Source organism: Roseiarcus fermentans (genome assembly GCF_003315135.1).
In the GTDB taxonomy this organism is placed as follows: Bacteria; Pseudomonadota; Alphaproteobacteria; order Rhizobiales; family Beijerinckiaceae; genus Roseiarcus; species Roseiarcus fermentans.
On the sequence record NZ_QNRK01000038.1, the window covers coordinates 1 to 19,020 of the forward strand.

Consider the following 19,020-nt stretch of genomic DNA (forward strand, 5'->3'; position numbering starts at 1 on the left):
GCGGGGTGTCCATGGGGAGTCTCCGAATCAGGAGCGCCCATGGAGTCAGCCTTCGCGCAATTCGTAAATCCCGTTAACCCGAGTTCGGAGCCCTGGGGTCTGCGCAAGGAGACTGGACAACTTCCGGCCGCGCGATCATGGTTGGGGACAAGGGCCGCGGTCAGGCGAGAGCGGCTAGGGAGGAACGTATGAAGTTGAGGACGCTGGTCGCCGCGCTGGGCGCGACACTGTTGGTCGCGCCCGCGCTCGCGGACGAACCCTTGAAGCTCGGCTATATCGACCCGCTCTCCGGCGGCGGCGCGTCGATCGGCGCGATCGGCCTGAAAACATTCCAGTACCTCGCGGACGAACTCAACGCCGGCGGCGGCGTGAACGGCCAGAAAGTCGAGATCGTCCCGCTCGACAACAAGACCAACCCGCAGGAGAGCCTGATCCAGGCGCAGAAGGCCGCCGACCAGGGCGTCCGCTTCATCACCCAGGGCAACGGCTCGTCGGTCGCTGCGGCCCTGACCGACTGGGTGGCGAAATACAACGACCGCAATCCCGGCAAGGAGATGCTGTATTTCAACTACGCGGCGGTCGATCCGGTCCTGACCAACGACAAATGCTCGTACTGGCATTTCCGCTGGGACGCCAACTCCGACATCAAGATGGCGGCGCTGACCACCTATATGAAGACGCAGCCGGAGATCAAGAAGATCTATCTAATCAACCAGGATTATTCCTTCGGCCACTCGGTCTCCCAGACGGCGCGCGCCATGCTGAAGGAGAAGCGCCCGGACATCGAGATCGTCGGCGACGAATTCCATCCGCTGCTCAAGGTCACCGATTTCTCGCCCTACATCGCCAAGATCAAGGCGTCCGGCGCCGACAGCGTCATCACCGGCAACTGGGGCCAGGACTTCGCGCTGCTTCTCAAGGCGGCCGCCGACGCCGGCCTGCAGGCCAACTGGTACACCTATTACGCCGGCGGCGCCGGCGGCCCGACCGCCGTCAAGCAGACCGGCCTGTCGCACCGGGTGTTCGAGATCACCGAGGGCGTTCCCAATGCCGCGACCCCGGAGGCGCAGGCCTGGGAGGCGGCCTTCCGGGCGAAGGAAGGCGTCACGCTGTTCTATCCGCGGGCGGTCAATGAAATGCGGATGCTGGCCAAGGCGGCGACGGAGGCCAAGTCGACCGACGCCAAGGCCGTCGCGGCGAAGCTCGAGGGCATGAAGATCCAGGTGTTCGACGGCGGCGAGGGCTTCATGCGCGCCGAAGACCACCAGTTCTTCCAGCCGATGTACATCTCGAGTTTCGGCGTCCAGGACCCGGGCGCGAAGTTCGACGAGGAAGGCACCGGCTGGGGCTGGAAGCTGGTCGGCGCTGTCAAGGCGGAAGACACCGTCCTCCCGACCACCTGCAAGATGGAGCGGCCCTGAAGGCCCGGGGCCGGAGCGACGCGCTCCGGCCCCGCGAAGGGGGCGGCTTCCCATGCTGGAGATCCTCGCGTTCTCGACGCTGAACGGCGTTCTGTACGGCATGTTGCTGTTCATGCTGGCGAGCGGGCTCACCCTCGTGTTCAGCATGATGGGCGTGCTGAACTTCGCCCACGTGAGCTTCTACATGCTCGGCGCCTATTTCGGCTTCGAGATCGAGCGCCGCCTCGGCTTCTGGCCCGGGTTCGTGATCGCGCCGATCGCCGTCGGCGCGATCGGCGCGGCGGTCGAGCGGTTCGGCCTCAGGCGGCTGCACCGGCTCGGCCACGTCTCGGAGCTCCTGTTCACCTTCGGGCTGGCGTTCGTCATCGAGCAGCTCGTCGAGATGATCTGGGGCAAGCTGCCGGTCGACTATCGCGTGCCGCCGTCGCTCGACTTCGTCGCCTTTCGGCTGTTCGACACCACCTACCCCGCCTACAAGGTGTTCATGCTCGCAACGGCGGTGGCGATGTTCGCGGCGCTGTTCGTGGTCCTGAAACGGACGCGGGTCGGGCTCGTCATCCAGGCGGCGCTGACCCATCCCGAGATGGTGGCGATGCTCGGCCACGATGTCCCGCGCGTCTTCATGCTGGTGTTCGGCGCCGGGGCGGCGCTCGCCGGGCTCGCCGGCGCCATCGCCGGCCCGGCGCTGGTGACGCAGCCGACGATGGCCGCCCTGCTCGGCCCGATCCTGTTCGTGGTCATCGTCGTGGGCGGGCTCGGCTCGCTCGCCGGCGCCTTCGTCGCGTCGCTGCTGATCGGCCTCGTCCAGACCTTCGCCGTGGCGATGAACGGCTCGCTCGCCGCTCTGTTCGGGCCGGTCGCGCCGCCCGGGCTCGGCGACCTCTGGCAGGTGACGGTCGCCCAGCTGGCGCCGATCCTCCCCTATCTCCTGCTGGTCGTCATCCTGATCGTCCGGCCGACCGGCCTCATGGGGACGCGCGAAACGTGAGGGCGGCGGTCCAGTTCTTGTGGCCCTGGGCGGGTCTCGCCGCGGCGTTCCTGCTCGCCCCCGTGGTCTTTTCCTCGCCGACGGCGCTGACGATGGAATCGGTCATGGGAATCATGATCATCTTCGCGCTGTCCTACAACATGCTGCTCGGGCAGACGGGCCTGCTGTCGTTCGGCCACGCCGTCTATTACGGCCTGGGCGGCTTCGTCGCGATCCATGCGATGAACGCCGTCATCCACGACCGGCTCGCCGTCCCGGTGGTCGTCATTCCGCTGGTCGGGGGCCTCGCCGGTCTCGGCTTCGGAATCCTGTTCGGCCTCGTGTCGACGCGGCGCGCCGGCCTCGTGTTCTCGATGATCTCGCTCGGGCTCGGCGAACTCGTGTCGTCGAGCTCGTTCATCTTGCGCGGGTTCTTCGGCGGCGAGGAGGGCGTCACCACCAACCGGGCGAAGCTCGCGCCGCTCCTGGGCCTCAAGTTCGGGCCGCAGATCCAGGTCTACGGGCTGGTGGCGGTCTGCTGCTTCCTCTGCATCGCCGCAATGTACGCGCTCACCCGCACGCCGTTCGGACGCATCAGCAATGCGGTGCGGGACAATCCCGAGCGGGTGCAGTACATCGGCTATTCGGCGCGGCGGATCCGCCTGATCGCCTTCAGTCTGTCCGCCTTCTTCGCCGGCGTCGCCGGCGGCCTCGCGGCGATCAACTTCGAGATCATGAACGCCCAGCAGCTCGGCGCGCAGCAGTCGGGCGTGGTGCTGTTGATGACCTATATCGGCGGCGTCGACACGTTCGTCGGCCCGATCCTCGGCGCGATCATCGTCACGTTCCTGCAGATCAATCTCTCCGATCTGACGAGCGCCTGGCAGCTCTATTTCGGCCTCATGTTCATCGCCGTCGTGTCCTTCGCCCCGGGCGGCGTCGCGGGACTGCTGTTCCGCCATTGGGAGGCGGCGCGCTCCGGCGCGTGGCATCGTCTCGCTCCCGCTTACGCGATGGTCGCGCCCGGCCTCGTCGCCGCGCTGATCGGCGTCGTGATGCTGATTGAACTCGGCAATCGCCGGCTGACGGACGAAGGTTCGCCCATGACCATGTTCGGCGTGGCGATCGACCCGTCGTCGATCGCGCCCTGGGCGACGGCGCTCGGCCTGTTCGCCGTCGGCGCGGCGGCGACCCGGCTCCTCTGGCCGAAGGTCGCCGACGCCTGGGCCCTGGTCGACAAGGGGCTTCAGGCGAGGGGGCGCGCATGAACCCGGCGCTCGAACTGACCGGCCTCACCAAGGCGTTCGGCCTCGCGCAGATCATCCGCGGCGTCTCGCTCGAGGTCGCGGCGGGGGAACGGCACGCGATCATCGGCCCCAACGGCGCCGGCAAGTCGACCCTGTTTCATCTGATCAGCGGCCGCATCCGGCCGACGTCGGGCGAGATCCGGCTCGACGGCCGGCGCATCGACGGCCTCGAGCCGTTCGAGATCTATCGGCGCGGCCTCGCGCGCAGCTTCCAGATCACCAACGTCTTTCCGAAGCTCACGGTGTTCGAGAACCTGCGCTGCGCCACCCTGTGGTCGCTCGGTTACCGCTACGACTTCTGGCGGCCGGTGGAGCGCCTGCGCGACGCCCGCGAAAAGACGGACAGGCTGATGGAAGAGATCGGGCTCGGCCCGCGGCGCAACGTGCTGGCGGGCGTGCTGAGTTACGCCGAGCAGCGCGCGCTGGAAATCGGCGTCACCATCGCCGGCGGCGCGAAAGTCATCCTGCTCGACGAGCCGACGGCCGGCATGAACGCCGCCGAAAGCGCGCATGCGGTGGCGCTGATCCGCAAGGTCGCGGCGGGCCGGACGCTGATCATGGTCGAGCACGACATGGGGATCGTGTTCGATCTCGCCGACCGCATCTCGGTGCTGGTCTACGGCCGGATCGTCGCCAGCGACACGCCCGAGCGGATTCGCGCCAACGCCGAGGTGCAGGAGGCCTATCTCGGCCAGGCGGCGGGCCCATGACGGCCCCCCTGCTCGAGGTCGCCGACCTCAACGCCTGGTACGGCAAGAGCCACATCCTGCACGGCGTCACGTTCCGGATCGAGGCCAACGAGATCGTCAGTCTCCTCGGCCGCAACGGCGTCGGCCGCTCGACCACGATCAAGGCGGTGATGGGCGACGTCCGGCCGAGGGGCTCGATCCGGTTCAAGGGCGAGGAGGTCGCCGGGCTCAAGCCGCACGAGACGGCGCGCCGCGGCCTCGGCTACGTCCCCGAGACGCGCGACATCTTTCCGGGGCTGACCGTGCGGCAGAACCTGATCCTCGGCGAGAAGCCGGGCCGGGCGAATCGGCGCTGGACGATGGCCGACATGTTCCGCATCTTCCCGCGGCTCGAGGAGCGCGCGGACACGCCCGGCGGCGTGCTGTCGGGCGGCGAGCAGAAAATGCTGGCGATCTGCCGCACGCTGATGGGCGACCCCGATCTGATCATGGTCGACGAGCCGACCGAAGGCCTGTCGCCGATGATGGTCGAGCATATGGGCCGGCTTCTGGAGGAGATCGCCCGGCGCGGCGTCGCGATCCTGCTGGTCGAGCAGAAGCTGACCATCGCGCTGAAGATCAGCCACAGGCTGTATGTGATGGGCCATGGCCGGATCGTCTGGGAAGGCGCGCCCGCGGCGCTCGAGACCGCGACCGACGTGCGCAGGGAATGGCTGGAGGTCTGATACGCCGGCCGGATGACGGCTTCGAGCTGCTAGGCTCGAATGCGGCGCCCGAAGGGGGCGGGCAAGCAGAGCGCCCGGCAGACAATTCGTTGCGAAAAAGAGAAACATGGACTATGGTAATTTCGATTGGGCGTGAATCGCTTGCGACGAAGGCGCCCGGCTGTCTGACATCCGGAAGCAGAGCCTGCGACAGGCCCGCGCCCGTCGTCCGCCCGCCTGAAGACGCGGCCGCTGACCGAGCGTCGGGCTCGAGGCGCGCGGCGACGGCCGGGTCGCCCGCAACGGCCAGGGCATGCGTAAGAGCGGTGGGCGCGACGTTCGACAGAAGGGCGGCGGGGCCGCCCTCCCGGGGCGCGCCCTGTCCGGCTCCTCGCGCACAACCGCCCAGGCGGTTACAATCGCCCGTAACTGCCAAGCCGGCGCCGCCCTCTCCCTCAGGGAGAGGACAGGCCGCGAAGCGGCCAGGTGAGGGTGCGCCACGCCGACTGTCGGCGTTGCGAGCCCTCACCCTGCCGGGCTTCGCCCGGCTATCCCTCTCCCTGAGGGAGAGGGATTGCCCACTGCCTCACCCCGGCTTAGAAGTTACTATCGCCCGTAACTCCCAAGCCGGCAGCGAACAGCGCCGTCATCGCGAGCGAAGCGAAGCGATCCAGGGCCGCTGGGCCGCTGTTGCGCCCTCTGATCGTCCCGCCGCCCTTCGTTGCGAGCAGGAGACGGAGCGATTTTTTCCGCAGGAGGCAAGCGGCGGCATGGGTTGCTTCGTCGCTTCGCTCCTCGCAATGACGGGGTTGGGAGTAACTATCGCCCGAAAAACTCGGCGCAAACTGTTGAAGACGCTCAAAACCGGCCGACATCGGGGCGCGCTTCCGCGCTCGGGCGCGGCGTTCGGCTCCGGATCCGCCGCTGCGATCCCGTGGAAACCGTATGACAGTTACGGCTTTGGAAATTGCGCCTCGGATGGATCCGGCCTCACAGCTGCCGGTCAGGTCGAAGGCTCCGAAGGTCCCGCCTCCGGCAGGACTTCGTTCAGGCAGGCGATGGCGTTCAGGGCTCTGGGATAGCCGATGAACGGCAGCAGCTCGGTCACGGCCGCGAGCAGGAACGCCTTGTCGTTGCCCACGTTGACGTTGCCCTGGATGTGGCCCTTCAGTTGCGGTTCGCAGCCGCCGAGCGACAGCAGAATCGAGAACGTCAACAGCTCCCGCGTCTTCACGTCGAGGCCGGTTCTGGTCTGGTGGTCGCCGAAGCAGTTGGCGGAGAGCAGCCGCTGAATGTGGATCTCGCTCTCGGGCGCGCGCTCGTACAGCTCGTCGATGCGGTCGCCAAAAATCGCCTTCTGCAGCGCGAGCCCCTTCTCGAACCGGTCGGCCGGCGTGGTCGTCGACTGGCCGGGGAGAGGAAGCGCCACGCCGTGCGCCGTCAGAACCTCGTTGGTCGCATGGATGAACGCGAACGCCTTCGCGATCCCGACATACGGAACCGCGTGATAGAGGATTTCCCTGGCCTCGACCGGCGTCACGCCGGCGGCGAGAGCGGCGCCGAGCATGACCTCGTACTCGGCGAGCGTCTGCTGGGCGATCAGGGAGGCCAGGATCGCCATCAGCCGGGTCCTGGCGCCGAGGCCGCCCGGCCGGAGCACTTCGTCGAAGGCGAAATTGTCGAAGACTTCGATCAATTCCGGGTCGGTGGTCGCCAGCGTCGAGCGATGGTTCGGGAACAGCGCCTCATGATTTTTCCGCGCGGTCTCGGTCAAAGGCATCGGTTTTCCTCTCGACTTGGCTGTGCGCCGACGGGACGGCTGTCTCAGTCGCCGCGCTCTTCGGATCAGCGGCCGGTGGTCGCGAGCAGCGCCGGCGGGTAACGCTCGCCCTCGACCGAGATCGCGCTCGCAGCGCGCTCGATGTCGGCGAGGTCTTCCGCAGTCAGGTCGACCGCCGCCGCGCCGAGGCTCTCCTCGAGGCGAGCGAGCTTGGTCGTGCCCGGGATGGGGACGATCCACGGCTTTTGCGCCAGAAGCCAGGCGAGCGCCACTTGCGCCGTCGTCGCCGCCTTCCGCTCTGCGATGCGCTTCAGAAGGTCGACCAGCGCCTGATTGGCGGCCATCGCTTCGGGGGTGAAACGCGGCAGGATCGCGCGGAAATCGTCGGCCGCGAGCGTCGTCCCCTTGCCCATCGCCCCGGTCAAAAACCCCTTGCCGAGCGGGCTGTAGCAGACGAAGCCGATCCCCAGTTCCTCGCAGGCGACGAGAATGCCGTTGGTCTCCGGCCCCCGGGTCCAGAGCGAGTATTCGTTCTGGAGCGCCGCGACCGGCTGAACCGCATGCGCCTTGCGCACGGTGTTCGCGCCGGGCTCCGACAGGCCGAAATGCTTGACCTTGCCCTCGGCGATCAGGGCCTTCACCGTCCCGGCCACCTCCTCGATCGGCGTCTCCGGATCGACGCGGTGCTGATAGAGGAGATCGATCGTCTCGACCTTCAGGCGCCTGAGCGAACCTTCGACCGCGGCGCGGATGCGCGCCGGGCTGCTGTCGATGCCGATCTGCTTGTTCGTCTGCGGATCGAAGCGGAAACCGAACTTGGTCGCGATCACGACCTCGTCGCGGAACGGGGCCAGGGCCTCGCCGACCATGTCCTCGTTGGTGTAGGGCCCGTAGACCTCGGCGGTGTCGAAGAAGGTGACGCCGCGCTCGAAGGCGGCGCGGATCAGCTTGATCCCCGTCTCCCTGTCGACGCTGTTCTCACGGCCGTAGCCGAAATTGAGCCCCATGCAGCCGAAGCCGATGGCCGAGACTTCCAGGCCGCTGCGGCCGAGTTTGCGCTTTGTCATCATGCTGCTCCTCGTCGTTTGGCCCCCGAATGCAAACCGCGGGCGCTCAGTCATTGCCTGGGCGGGCGGCTCGCGCCGGCGGAGGCCGAACTCGGGCGGACCCCGCCGGAACGCTGATTCTTGACCGAGCCTCCGCGGTTTCAAACCCGTAACGGGCGGATGGCGAGACGATACGATCTCGATTGGTTACGCTGGACGTCGGGACAACCGGGGCGGATTCCCGGACAATAGGACAAGCCGTCATGGCCACGCGGCCGCCGGCCGCGGAACGCCCTCACCGAGCGCGGCGACAAACAACGCCGACGCGCTCTCGAGCGCGGACGAACGGGGCGTTTCTCTTTTCCACAAGATATTGCTTCACGGCCTCGCCACGGAGTCCGCGTTGCGCTCGGCGCCGACCGTCCCGTCGGCGCCGAGGCCGTCCGTCAGGGGGCGACGGCGGCCGGCCGGCCCAACGTCGCCATGTCGATCACGAAGCGGTACTTGACGTCGCCCTCGACCGTGCGGTCGTAGGCTTTGTTGATCTCCTCCATGGCGATCGTCTCGATGTCGCAGACAATGGCGTGCGCGCCGCAGAAATCGAGCATCTCCTGGGTCTCGGGCAGTCCGCCGATCAGCGAACCGGCCATCGAACGGCGCCGAATGATGAACGGCACGCCACTGACGTTGGTCAATTTCTCGACCGCCCCGACGATCACCATCGTCCCGTCCCGTTTCAGCAGGTTCATGTAGGGATCGGTGTCGTGCCCGACCGGAATCGTGTTCAGAAGAAAATCGAAGCTGCTCGCGGCGGATTTCATCGCCTCCGCATCCTTCGAGATCAGCACCTCGTCCGCGCCGAGCTTCCTGGCGTCCCGACCCTTCTCGGGAGACGTCGTGATCATCACCACGTGCGCCCCCATCGCATGCGCAAACTTCACGCCCATGTGGCCGAGACCGCCGAGGCCGATGACGCCGACCTTTTGTCCCGGCCCCACCTTCCATCGCTTCAGCGGCGAATAGGTGGTGATGCCCGCGCAGAGCAGAGGCGCGGCGGCGGCCGGGTCGAGGGTGTCCGGTATGCGCAGCACGAACCGTTCGGCGACCGTGATCTTGTCGGAATAGCCGCCGAGCGTGGTCTGGTGGGGCGTGCCGCCGACCTTGTCCTCGCTGCCGTAGGTCAACGTGAAGCCGTGATCGCAATATTGCTCGAGCCCGTCGTCGCACGACCGGCAGCGACGGCAGCTGTCGACGAGGCACCCGACTCCGACCAGATCGCCGACCTTGAATTTGGTCACGTCGCCGCCGACCGCCGACACGCGTCCGATGATTTCGTGGCCGGGAACGCACGGGTACTGCGTCCCGCCGCCCCATTCGTTGCGCGCCGTGTGGATATCCGAGTGGCAAACGCCGCAAAACAGGATGTCGATGGCGACGTCCTCGGCGCGCGGCGCGCGGCGTTCCAGGGCGAAGGGCGTCAGTGGCGAGTCCGCCGATCGGGCGGCGTATCCGAACGCTTTCATGAACTCTCTGTCCTCGATGAATGGCTTGCGGTCGCCCGAAGCGCGCCGGACCACATTGTTAGCCTCCATGCGTCGCGCGGACTAGCTGCTATAGAACGCATGAGCTTATGTCTGGAGTTCATGAATGCGCCGCGAGGACCTGGTCGACCTCAACGCCTTCGCGACCGTGGCGCAGGAACGAAGTTTTACGCGCGCGGCGGCGAAGCTCGGGACGTCGCAGTCGGCGCTGAGCCACACGATCAATCGGCTGGAGGCGCGCGTCGGCGTTCGCCTGCTGACCCGCACGACCCGCAAGGTCGCCGCGACGGAAGCCGGGGAGCGGATGCTGCGCGCGCTCGGGCCGGCGTTCGACGCCGTCGCCGAGGCGCTGGGGTCGGCCCGCGAACTGCGCGACAAGCCGGCCGGGACGATCCGCATCACCACCCTGAGGCAGGCGGCGGACGCCGTGCTGTGGCCGGCGCTGGAACGGCTGCTGCCCGACTACCCCGACATCCGCGTCGAACTGCTCGTCGAGCAGAGTTTCACCGACATCGTCGCGGAGCGCATCGACGCCGGCGTGCGACTCGGCGAGTCGATCGCCAAGGACATGGTCGCCGTCCGCATCGGACCGGACCTGCGCATGGCGGTGGTGGGCTCGCCGGCTTATTTCGCGGCGCATCCGGCGCCGCGAACGCCGCAGGATCTGGCTCAGCATCAGTGCATCAACCTGCGCCTGCCGACCGCCGGCGGTCTCTATGCGTGGGAACTGCAAAGGGGGCGCCGTGAACTCCACGTTCGCGTCGACGGGCGGCTCGTCTTCAACGACGCCGCGATGATGCTGCGCGCGGCTGCGGCGGGCTTCGGCCTGGTCTGCCTCCCCGACGACCACACGGCGGCGATGATCGCCGACGGCAGGCTCGTCAGGGTGCTGGAAGAGTGGTGTCCGCCGTTCGCCGGCTACCACCTCTACTATCCCAGCCGCCGCCAGCCTTCGGCCGCGTTTTCGCTGCTGGTGGACGCGCTGCGTTACCGGGTTTGAGCGCGAGCGCGTCGCCGTCTCTCGGAACGCCACGCGGTTCCCCGTGTCGATTGTGCCGCCGTGTCCGGCCTGCTAGATCTGGCGTCTCAAAGCGTTTGCCGAACCGACGACCGTAGCCCGACCGAGACGTCTTCGAGGAGACGATTCGACCATGCCGGACATCGCCAACCGCCGCAGGTTTCTGCTCTTTCTGATCAAGCCGTCGCACTACGACGACGACGGCTATGTGATCCAGTGGTTCCGGTCGGCGCTGCCGTCGAACTCGCTGGCGTGCCTCTACGGCATCGCCCGGCCCGCCGTCGAAACCGGCGCACTCGGGCCGGACGTGGACGTCGAGATCTTCCCGATCGACGAAACCAACACCCGGGTCCGCCCGGGCCGCATCGCGCGGGCGATCGCCGAGGCCGGCGGACGGGGTCTCGTCGGCTTCGTCGGCGTGCAGTCGAACCAGTTCCCGCGCGTGATGGACCTCGCGAGGCCGCTGCGCGCGGCCGGCGTGCCGGTCTGCATCGGCGGGTTTCACGTCTCGGGCTGCCTCGCCATGCTGCCCGAGACGCCGCCTTCGCTCAAGGAGGCGCTCGATCTCGGAATTTCCCTGTTCGCCGGCGAGGCCGAAGGCCGCTTCGCCGACGTCCTGCGCGACGCCGCCTGCGGGACGCTGAAGCCGGTCTACAATCATCTCGACGCCTTGCCGGCCCTCGACGGCGCGACGGTCCCCTATCTGCCGCGGGAAAAGGTCGAGCGGTCGCTCGGCATGATCTCGAGCTTCGACGCCGGCCGGGGCTGTCCGTTCCTGTGCTCGTTCTGCACCATCATCAACGTGCAGGGGCGCAAGTCGCGCTACCGCACCGCCGACGACGTCGAGCGGATCGTGCGCGCGAACCACGCCAACGGCGTGCGCTATTTCTTCATCACCGACGACAATCTGGCGCGCAACCGCAACTGGGAGGCGATCTTCGACCGGTTGATCGTCTTGCGCCGGGAGGGCCTGAACGCGCGCTTCGTGATCCAGGTCGACACGATGTGCCACAAGATCCCGCGCTTCGTCGACAAGGCCGCGGCGGCGGGGGTCAAGCGGGTGTTCATCGGCCTTGAGAACATCAATCCCGACAGCCTCACCGGCGCGCGAAAGAAGCAGAATCACATCGCCGACTACCGCGAGATGCTGCTGGCCTGGCGGAAGGCGCGCTGCGTCACCTACTGCGGGTACATCGTCGGATTCCCGAACGATACGCCGGAGTCGATCGTGCGGGACGTCAAGGTCATCCAGCGCGAGCTGCCGCTCGACATCCTTCAGTTCTCCTGCCTCACTCCCCTGCCGGGGAGCGAAGACCACGCCAGAATGACGGCGTCCGGGGCCGCGATCGACCCCGACCTCAACAAGTTCGATCTCGAGCACGTCGTCTGCGATCACCCGCGCATGAGCCGCGCGCAGTGGCAGGAGGCCTACCGTCTCGCGTGGCGCACCTATTACACCGACGAGCACATCAGGACGGTCGTTCGTCGCGCGGCCGCCGGCGGCCCCCGGCCGGACACGGTCGCCTTCCTGATGGTCGCGTTCTGGGCGGCGAGCACGCTCTACAACATCTATCCGCTCGAGGCCGGGCTGCTGCGCCGGAAATATCGCAGGGACCGCCGGCCCGACCTCGGGCTCGAACATCCGCTGGTGTTCTATCCGCGCGAGGCCGTGCGGTTCGCGGCCAATCACGCCAGGATCGCGATCAAGTTCGCGAGAGTCTGGTGGTTCCTGCGCGGCGCGCTCGCCGATCCGAACGCCAAGACCTACACGGACGAGGCGCTTTGCCCGTCCGGACCCGTCGACGGACGGGAACTCCATCGCCTTTCCGAGTCCGCCCGCGCCGCCGCCGCGATGGGGAAACGGCGGAGCCGGTCCGGCGCCCAAGCCGCCGGGTAGGCCGCCGCACGCACGCGCGGCGCAAGCCCTTGCGCTCCTTCGCCGGCGCCCCCGGCGGTCAGCCGCCGACCCATCGAATCACGCAGCGCCGGTCCGCCCCGTCGGCCGCCGCCGCAAGCCTAAGTCGGTTCGTTATTAAAAGTAAATTTATCGATTGCGCTGTTTTCAACACCGAGATGATATGGTTAACTATTGAGGCGTCGCCGTCAGGGTCAGGAGATTGACGATGGCGGGTCTTCCTTCCGGCGCCGTCTACCTTGGCGGCGCCGGCGCGGTCAGCTTTTCCTACGACGTGGTCGACCAGACGGGATTCGTTTACGCGGTCCGCCAGCCCGCCGACGCGGTCACGCCGGTCATCGAAGTCGCCTGGCTCCAGATTCAACCGGCGGCGACCGTCACTTATCTGACGACGTGGGACAGTCTCGGATGGATCGAAGTCGAGTGCGGCGGGGCGCTGCTGCTCTATAGTTCGGACGGTTCGGAGGCGGGCACGCAGTTGCTGGCTCGCCTGTCCGGCTCGCCGCAGTCGAATTCGGCATGGATCCTCGGATCGCTCGGCGGGCGCCTGCTGCTGGCGGCCGAGACGGACGACACGCTCGAAATCTTCGGCGCCGACACCACGGGATCGGCAACGCTTATCCTGGAGCAGGCCTGGGATCCGTCTTCGAGCGCGAGCGCAACCGTCGCGACGTTCGGCGACGTGGGCGGCCGCGTCGTCTTCGCCATCACGAGCGCCGACACGGTGTCGGTCTATGGCTCCGACGGAACCGCATCCGGGACGGAGACGCTGACCCAGCTCTCCTGGACATCGACCTCGACCGTCGGAGGGGTTGCGCGATCCTTCGGCTGGATCGACGGACACATGCTGTTCTGGGTCGGCGACGGCGACACGCTCGGGGTCTACGGCTCCGACGGCTCGGCCGCAGGCACGCAGAGGCTAGCCCAGTTCCCGGGACAGACGACCATCGTCACGCTGGCGACGCTCGGCCAGGCCGCGATTTTCGTCGCGAACGTCCCCGGGGGCGGCGCGCTGGTCTACAGCACCGACGGCGCCGGTTCTGGAACCCGCCTGCTGGAGACGCTCGCCTCCGGGGCCGTCGTGACGAGTCTCGGCGCGGTCGGGCAGAGAGCGCTTTTCCTCGCCTCCGACCCGCGCGGCGGCGCCTGGATCTACGGAACGGACGGAACGCTCGCCGGCACGGCTTCGCTCGAACTGTTCTCCGGCGGCGCGACGGCGAATTGTGTCGGCCTCGTCGGAGGCCGCATGGTTCTCCTCGCCGACACGGCGAGCGGCGCCGTTCTTTACGGCGTCGACGGGACCGCCGCCGGCAGCCAGATTCTCGGGACCTTCGCCATCGGCGCGACCGTCTCGACCCTGGGAACCCCGCAAGCCGGCGCCGTTCTGCTCGAGGCGCGCAGCGGAGGCGATACCGTGGTCTACGGGACCGACGGGACATCCGCCGGCACACGCCTGCTCATCGACGCCGGGAGCGGGTCGGTGCAGGTGATCTTCTCCGGTTCGGGTCGAGACCCCTGGCTTTTCACGGTGACGACGGGCGCGCTGGTCACCCTCTACGCGACCGATGGGACGACGGCCGCGACGGTTGCGACCTACAGTCCGGGAAGCTCGGTCACGGTCGTGTCCGACAGCGGCAAGGACGACGTCGGCGTCACGCCGGCCGGCGCCGCGACCCGGCGGTTCTGGGTCAACGAGGCGACCGGCGCCGTCTCCGCGGCGGGAGACGAGTACCTCTGGACGGGTCCGATCTCGGGCGGCTGGAGTGCGGCGTCGGATTGGACCAACGAGACGGCGAGCGCAAATCCTGCGCCGACGGCGCCGGGAGCGAACGACTCGGTCACGATCGGGACCTCCTCGGACGCGGCGACGCAGGCGGTCGCCGGGACGGGCGCAGCCGCCTATCTGACGATCGCCGGGCCGACGGCGCTCGAGGGGCTGTTCGTCGCGGGCGCCCTGAGCGCGACGGCGGCGCTGACGGTCGGCTCGGGCGATGCTCTGACGGTGTCGGGCGCTGCGACCCTGGCCGCCACCGGCGACGCGCTGACGGTCGACGGTTCGCTGACGGCCGCCTCGATGGTCATGAACGGCGGCGTCTACACGGTCGAGACCGGCGGAACGCTGTCGGTCTCCGCAAACGTCACGACCACCGAGGCCAACGCCTGGTCCACGATCGCGGTGTCGGGCGGCCGTTTCACGGTGGGCGGAACGCTCTATTCCGACGGAGCGACCGCCGATTCGTCGTTGTCGGCGACCGCCGACGCGGAGGTCCGACTCGGCGGCCTGTGCTACGGCCAGACGTCCGCAGGAACGGATTCGCCGCTCCTGACGGGGGTGGGCCTGGCGACGGACGCGACCTCGTCGATCGAGATCGGCTCGGCGGGCGGCGCGGCGGCGGGCGCGATCACGATCGACAGCGGCGTGACGGTGGACGAGTTCGGGACCTTCGCCGCGGCGAACGTGATCGACAACGGGGTGATCGCGGTCACGCCCGACCGCACGTTGACGCTGTCGGGAACGGGCGCCGGCGGTCTGGCCGGGAACGGCGAGGTCGCGATCGTGGCGGGTTCGACGCTGATCGTGACCGGCTTTCCGAATTCGTCGGCGGCCGTGACGATCGCCTTCGACGGCGACGGCGGGGCGTTGTCGCTCGCGCCGAGCGACCTCGTCAGGGGCGCGTTCTCGCCGCGGATCATCGGGTTCGACGGCGGCGACTCCATCGTATTCCAGGGCGTCGTCACCGCAGCCGCCTACGCGTCGGGCGTCCTGACCCTGCTCGACGGCGCCTCGACGGTCGCTCAGCTCGCGCTGTCGGCGCCGCTTTCCACGCAGTTCTCGACCGTCGAATTACCCAGCGGAGCCACGCAGATCAACCTGCGCAGCGGCGGCGACACCACGACCGGTCCAGCCGGAACGGCGGGCGCGGACGCATATCTCTGGACGGGTCCGGCCTCCGGCAGCTGGGACGCAGCGTCCAACTGGACCGACGAGACGGCGAACCAAAATCCTGCGCCGGCGGCGCCGGGAGCGAACGACGCGGTCACGATCGCGGCTTCGGGCGCGGCGACGCAGGCGGTCACCGGGACAGGCGCCGCGGCCTGTCTGACGATCGCCGGCCCGACCGCGCTCGAGGGGCGGTTCGTCGCGGGGACCTTGACCGCGACGGCGGCGCTGACGGTCGGCTCGGGCGATGTCGTGACGGTGTCGGGCGCCGCGACCCTGGCCGCCACCGGCGACGCGCTGTCGGTCGAAGGTTCGCTGACGGCCGCCTCGATGGTCATGAATGGCGGCGCCTACACGGTCGAGTCGGGCGGAACGCTGTCGGTCTCCGGAAACGTCACCACCACCGAGGCCAACGCCTGGTCCACGATCGCAGTGTCGGGCGGCCGTTTCACGGTTCTGGGAACGCTCTATTCCGACGCAGCGGCCAGCGGTTCGTCGCTGTCGGCGAGCGCCAACGGGGTGATCCGGCTCGGAGGCCTGATCCACGGGCAGACGTCCGACGGAACGGGATCGCCGCTCCTGACCGGAGTGGGCCTGGCGGCGGACGCGACCTCGTCGATCGAGATCGGCTCGGCAGGCGGCGCGGCGCGGGGCGCGATCACCATCGACAGCGGCGTGACGGTGGACGAATTCGGGACCTTCGCAGCGGCGAACGTGATCGCCAACGGCGTCATCGCGGTCACGCCCGGACAGACCCTGACGCTGTCGGGAACGAGCGCCGGCGGTCTCGCCGGGAACGGCGTGGTCGCGATCGGGGCGGGTTCGACGCTGATCGTGACGGGCTTTCCGAATTCGTCGGCGGCCGTGACGATCGCCTTCGACGGCGAGGGCGGAACGCTTTCGATCGAGCCCGGCGACTTCGCCGGGGGAGCGTTCTCGCCCCGGATCACCGGCTTCGACGGCAGCGATTGCATCGTAGTCCAGGGCGTCGTCACCTCGGCCGCCTACGCGTCGGGCGTGCTGACCCTGCTCGACGGCGGCTCGGCGGTCGCCCAACTCACGCTGCCCGGCGGCTTCGCGCCGAACGGGTTCGCCGTCACGGCCGACGACGACGGGACCAGTCGAATCACGCTCGCCCGGAATACCGCGCCACCGCTGACGGTCACCTTCGCCGGCCTCTCGTTCGACGGCGGCGGGCTCTCCGGCGGCCAGCCGACGACCGGCGACCCCGTCATCTTCCGGGGAACCGTCGCCGGCGCGCAGCCGCTCGCGCGCGTCGAAGTCTACGACGGCGCGCAGGATCTCGGCGCGGCGACGGTGACCGGCGGCGCCTGGTCCCTCACCGCGACTCTCGACGCCGGGCCGCACGCCGGTTTCACGGCGATCGCCGTCGATCTGGCGGGAAATTCCGCGGCCGCCTCTTTCACCCAGGCGGTCGACGTCGCTCCCTTGCCCGTCGACGTCTCGCAGACGACGCCGTACACGCTGAGCGCCTCGCAAGCCGACTTCATCTTCGGGCCGTCCACGAACATCGCCGTGTCGTCGTCGGGTTCGATCGCTGCGGTATCCGGCGCCCTGGGCGTTGTCGCGGGCTGGAACGTGACCAACGAAGGGTTCCTTTCGGCGGCCGGCGGGCCCTATCCGCCGGCCGGCGTGATGTTCGACTCAGACGCCAGCGTCACGAACGCCAAGGGCGCCACGATCACGGGCGGCTCGTTCGGAGTCGACATTTTCGGCGCGGGGTCGGTCGTCAATTCGGGCGCGATCTCCGGTCCGACCGCGATCGGCGCCGCCGGAGGCGAGGGCGTGTCGATGTCCCTCGGCGGCTCGGTCACGAACAATTCCGGCGCGATCATCTCCGGCGCGCGCATCGGCGTCGCCATCAGCGGCGCCGCCGCCTCGGTCACCAACGCAGGCAGCATCGGCGGCGGGCTGGCCTCGATCGTCTTCAGCGGCGCGTTCGCCGACACGCTGAGCATCGCGCCCGGTTCGACCCTCTCCGGCGATGTCGTCGTTGCGGGCGGCGCGTCCCTGACCGTCACGGGCCTCGCAGCGGGCGCCTTCGTGATCGCGAACGGCGCCTCGATCGCGTTTGCGACGCCGGACGGTTTCGGTCCCGGCGATGCGGTCGACTTCCAGGGCGTTCCCTACGCGTCCGGCGACGTCGTCGTCGTCGCGGGCGTCGGGGCGAACCAGACGGTCGAGGTCGTCTCGGCCGCAGGGGTCGAGGCGGCGGCGTTCGCCGCGCAGGGGAATGAGGCGGCAGCCCATTTCGTCGTCGGCCCGGACGGGAGCGGCGGCCTCGACGTCGTCCGGGCGGCGACCATCGCCGACTTCCTCGCCGGTCAGTCGAGGCTGGACGCCATCGCCGGGGGCTTCGCCGTCTCCGACGCCGCGGCGACCCTCGCGGCCTATCTGACGGCGAGCGTCCCGGCCGGCCCCTCGGCCCTGGCGCTGGACGCGGCCCGCATCACGGCGATCACGGCCTCCGACGGCAAGCCGGTGACGGTCGGCGGCGGCGTGTTCGCGGCCGATCAGGCGGCGCTCGACAAAATCGGCGGCGGGTTCTCGCTCTCCGGCCAGGCGAGCGTGCTGAACGGCTTGCTCGCCGGGCTCGAGGCCGACCAAAGCCGCATCAACGCGGTCGCGGCCAGGAACCCCCAGGGCCAGATCGTCGGGCTCACGGCGACGATCGCGCAATTCGCGGCCGACGCGCAGATCCTGAACAAGTCGACGGGCGGCTTCGCGATCTCCGACGCCGCGGCGACGATCGCGGCCTATCTGACGGCGAGCGTCCCGGCCGGCCCCTCGGCGCTGGCGCTGGACGCGGCCGCCGTCGCGGCGATCACAGCTGCCGACGGCAATCCGGTGACGGTCGGCGGCGGCGTGTTCGCGGCCGACCAGGCGGCGCTCGACAAAATCGTCGGCGGGTTCTCGCTCTCCGGCCAGGCGAGCGTGCTGAACGGCTTGCTCGCCGGGCTCGAGGCCGACCAGAGCCGCATCAACGCGGTCGCGGCCAGGAATCCCCAGGGCCAGATCGTCGGGCTCACCGCGACGATGGCGCAGTTCGGGGCCGACGAACCGATCCTGAACAAGTCGACGGGCGGGTTCGGCGTCACCGACACGGCGGCGACCATCGCGGCCTATCTGACCGCGAGCGTCCCGGCCGGCCCCTCGGCGCTGGCGCTGGACGCGGCCGCGATCGGGGCGATCACGGCTTCCGACGGCAGTCCGGTGACGGTCGGCGGCGGCGTGTTCGCGGCCGATCGGGCGGCGCTCGACAAAATCGGCGGCGGGTTCTCGCTCTCCGGCCAGGCGGGCGTGCTGAACGGCTTGCTCGCCGGGCTCGAGGCCGACCAGAGCCGCATCAACGCGGTCGCGGCCAGGAATCCCCAGGGCCAGATCGTCGGGCTCACCGCGACGATGGCGGAGTTCGGGGTCGACGAACCGATCCTGAACAAGTCGACCGGCGGGTTCGGCGTCACCGACACGGCGGCGAACGTGGCGGCCGGCCTCGACCTGCTCCAGGCCGATGTCGCCGCCATCGTCTCGATCACGCTCACCGACACGACCAGGCCGACGCTCACCCTGACGGCGGCGCAGGCCGCCGCCGATCACGCGGTCCTCGCCAGGATCGCGACCCCGTATACGCTGACTCTGGTGTAATAACGTCTTCCCGAGGATGGCTTCG

General features: G+C 68.9%; 11 protein-coding genes. 8 read left to right on the forward strand and 3 right to left on the reverse strand.

Going from position 1 to position 19,020, the window contains the following annotated elements:
• Positions 1–188: 188 nt before the first annotated feature.
• From DFR50_RS25250 to DFR50_RS25270, 5 genes are read left to right on the forward strand one after another with little or no spacing between them, the layout of a single operon-like run.
• A complete protein-coding gene (locus tag DFR50_RS25250) occupies positions 189–1,421 on the forward strand; it encodes a branched-chain amino acid ABC transporter substrate-binding protein (RefSeq protein ID WP_113892043.1) in 1,233 nt (410 codons plus the stop codon).
• A gap of 52 nt (positions 1,422–1,473) precedes the next feature.
• Positions 1,474–2,409: a branched-chain amino acid ABC transporter permease gene (locus tag DFR50_RS25255; protein ID WP_113892044.1), complete on the forward strand. Its 936-nt coding sequence runs from the start codon at positions 1,474–1,476 to the stop codon at positions 2,407–2,409.
• Positions 2,406–3,656 carry a branched-chain amino acid ABC transporter permease gene (locus tag DFR50_RS25260; protein ID WP_245428134.1) on the forward strand — a complete coding sequence of 417 codons (1,251 nt, stop codon included), beginning with the start codon at positions 2,406–2,408 and terminating at the stop codon, positions 3,654–3,656. Before DFR50_RS25255 ends, DFR50_RS25260 begins: the two co-directional genes overlap by 4 nt.
• Positions 3,653–4,405 (forward strand): ABC transporter ATP-binding protein, encoded by a 753-nt coding sequence (locus DFR50_RS25265; protein WP_113892045.1) that lies wholly within the window; start codon positions 3,653–3,655, stop codon positions 4,403–4,405. The genes DFR50_RS25260 and DFR50_RS25265 overlap by 4 nt, the downstream gene beginning before the upstream one ends.
• Positions 4,406–4,413: 8 nt before the next feature.
• A complete protein-coding gene (locus tag DFR50_RS25270) occupies positions 4,414–5,109 on the forward strand; it encodes an ABC transporter ATP-binding protein (protein WP_113892084.1) in 696 nt (231 codons plus the stop codon).
• A gap of 982 nt (positions 5,110–6,091) precedes the next feature.
• On the opposite strand, the gene DFR50_RS25275 is transcribed toward DFR50_RS25270, so the two are convergent.
• The 3 genes from DFR50_RS25275 to DFR50_RS25285 form a co-directional block, all read right to left on the reverse strand.
• Positions 6,092–6,868: a carboxymuconolactone decarboxylase family protein gene (locus tag DFR50_RS25275; protein ID WP_113892046.1), complete on the reverse strand. Its 777-nt coding sequence runs from the start codon at positions 6,866–6,868 to the stop codon at positions 6,092–6,094.
• Positions 6,869–6,933: 65 nt separating this feature from the next.
• A complete protein-coding gene (locus DFR50_RS25280; protein WP_113892085.1) occupies positions 6,934–7,935 on the reverse strand; it encodes an aldo/keto reductase in 1,002 nt (333 codons plus the stop codon).
• 425 nt (positions 7,936–8,360) lie between these two features.
• A complete protein-coding gene (locus DFR50_RS25285; protein ID WP_113892086.1) occupies positions 8,361–9,437 on the reverse strand; it encodes an NAD(P)-dependent alcohol dehydrogenase in 1,077 nt (358 codons plus the stop codon).
• Between the two features lie 124 nt (positions 9,438–9,561).
• Between DFR50_RS25285 and DFR50_RS25290 the strand changes: the two genes are divergently transcribed.
• The 3 genes from DFR50_RS25290 (at position 9,562) to DFR50_RS25300 (ending at position 18,995) form a co-directional block, all read left to right on the forward strand.
• Positions 9,562–10,455 (forward strand): LysR family transcriptional regulator, encoded by an 894-nt coding sequence (locus DFR50_RS25290; RefSeq protein ID WP_113892047.1) that lies wholly within the window; start codon positions 9,562–9,564, stop codon positions 10,453–10,455.
• Between the two features lie 151 nt (positions 10,456–10,606).
• Positions 10,607–12,370 (forward strand): B12-binding domain-containing radical SAM protein, encoded by a 1,764-nt coding sequence (locus tag DFR50_RS25295; protein ID WP_113892048.1) that lies wholly within the window; start codon positions 10,607–10,609, stop codon positions 12,368–12,370.
• Between the two features lie 226 nt (positions 12,371–12,596).
• Positions 12,597–18,995, forward strand: a complete 6,399-nt coding sequence (locus tag DFR50_RS25300) for a beta strand repeat-containing protein (RefSeq protein ID WP_113892049.1) — start codon at positions 12,597–12,599, stop codon at positions 18,993–18,995.
• The last annotated feature ends 25 nt before the right edge of the window (positions 18,996–19,020 follow it).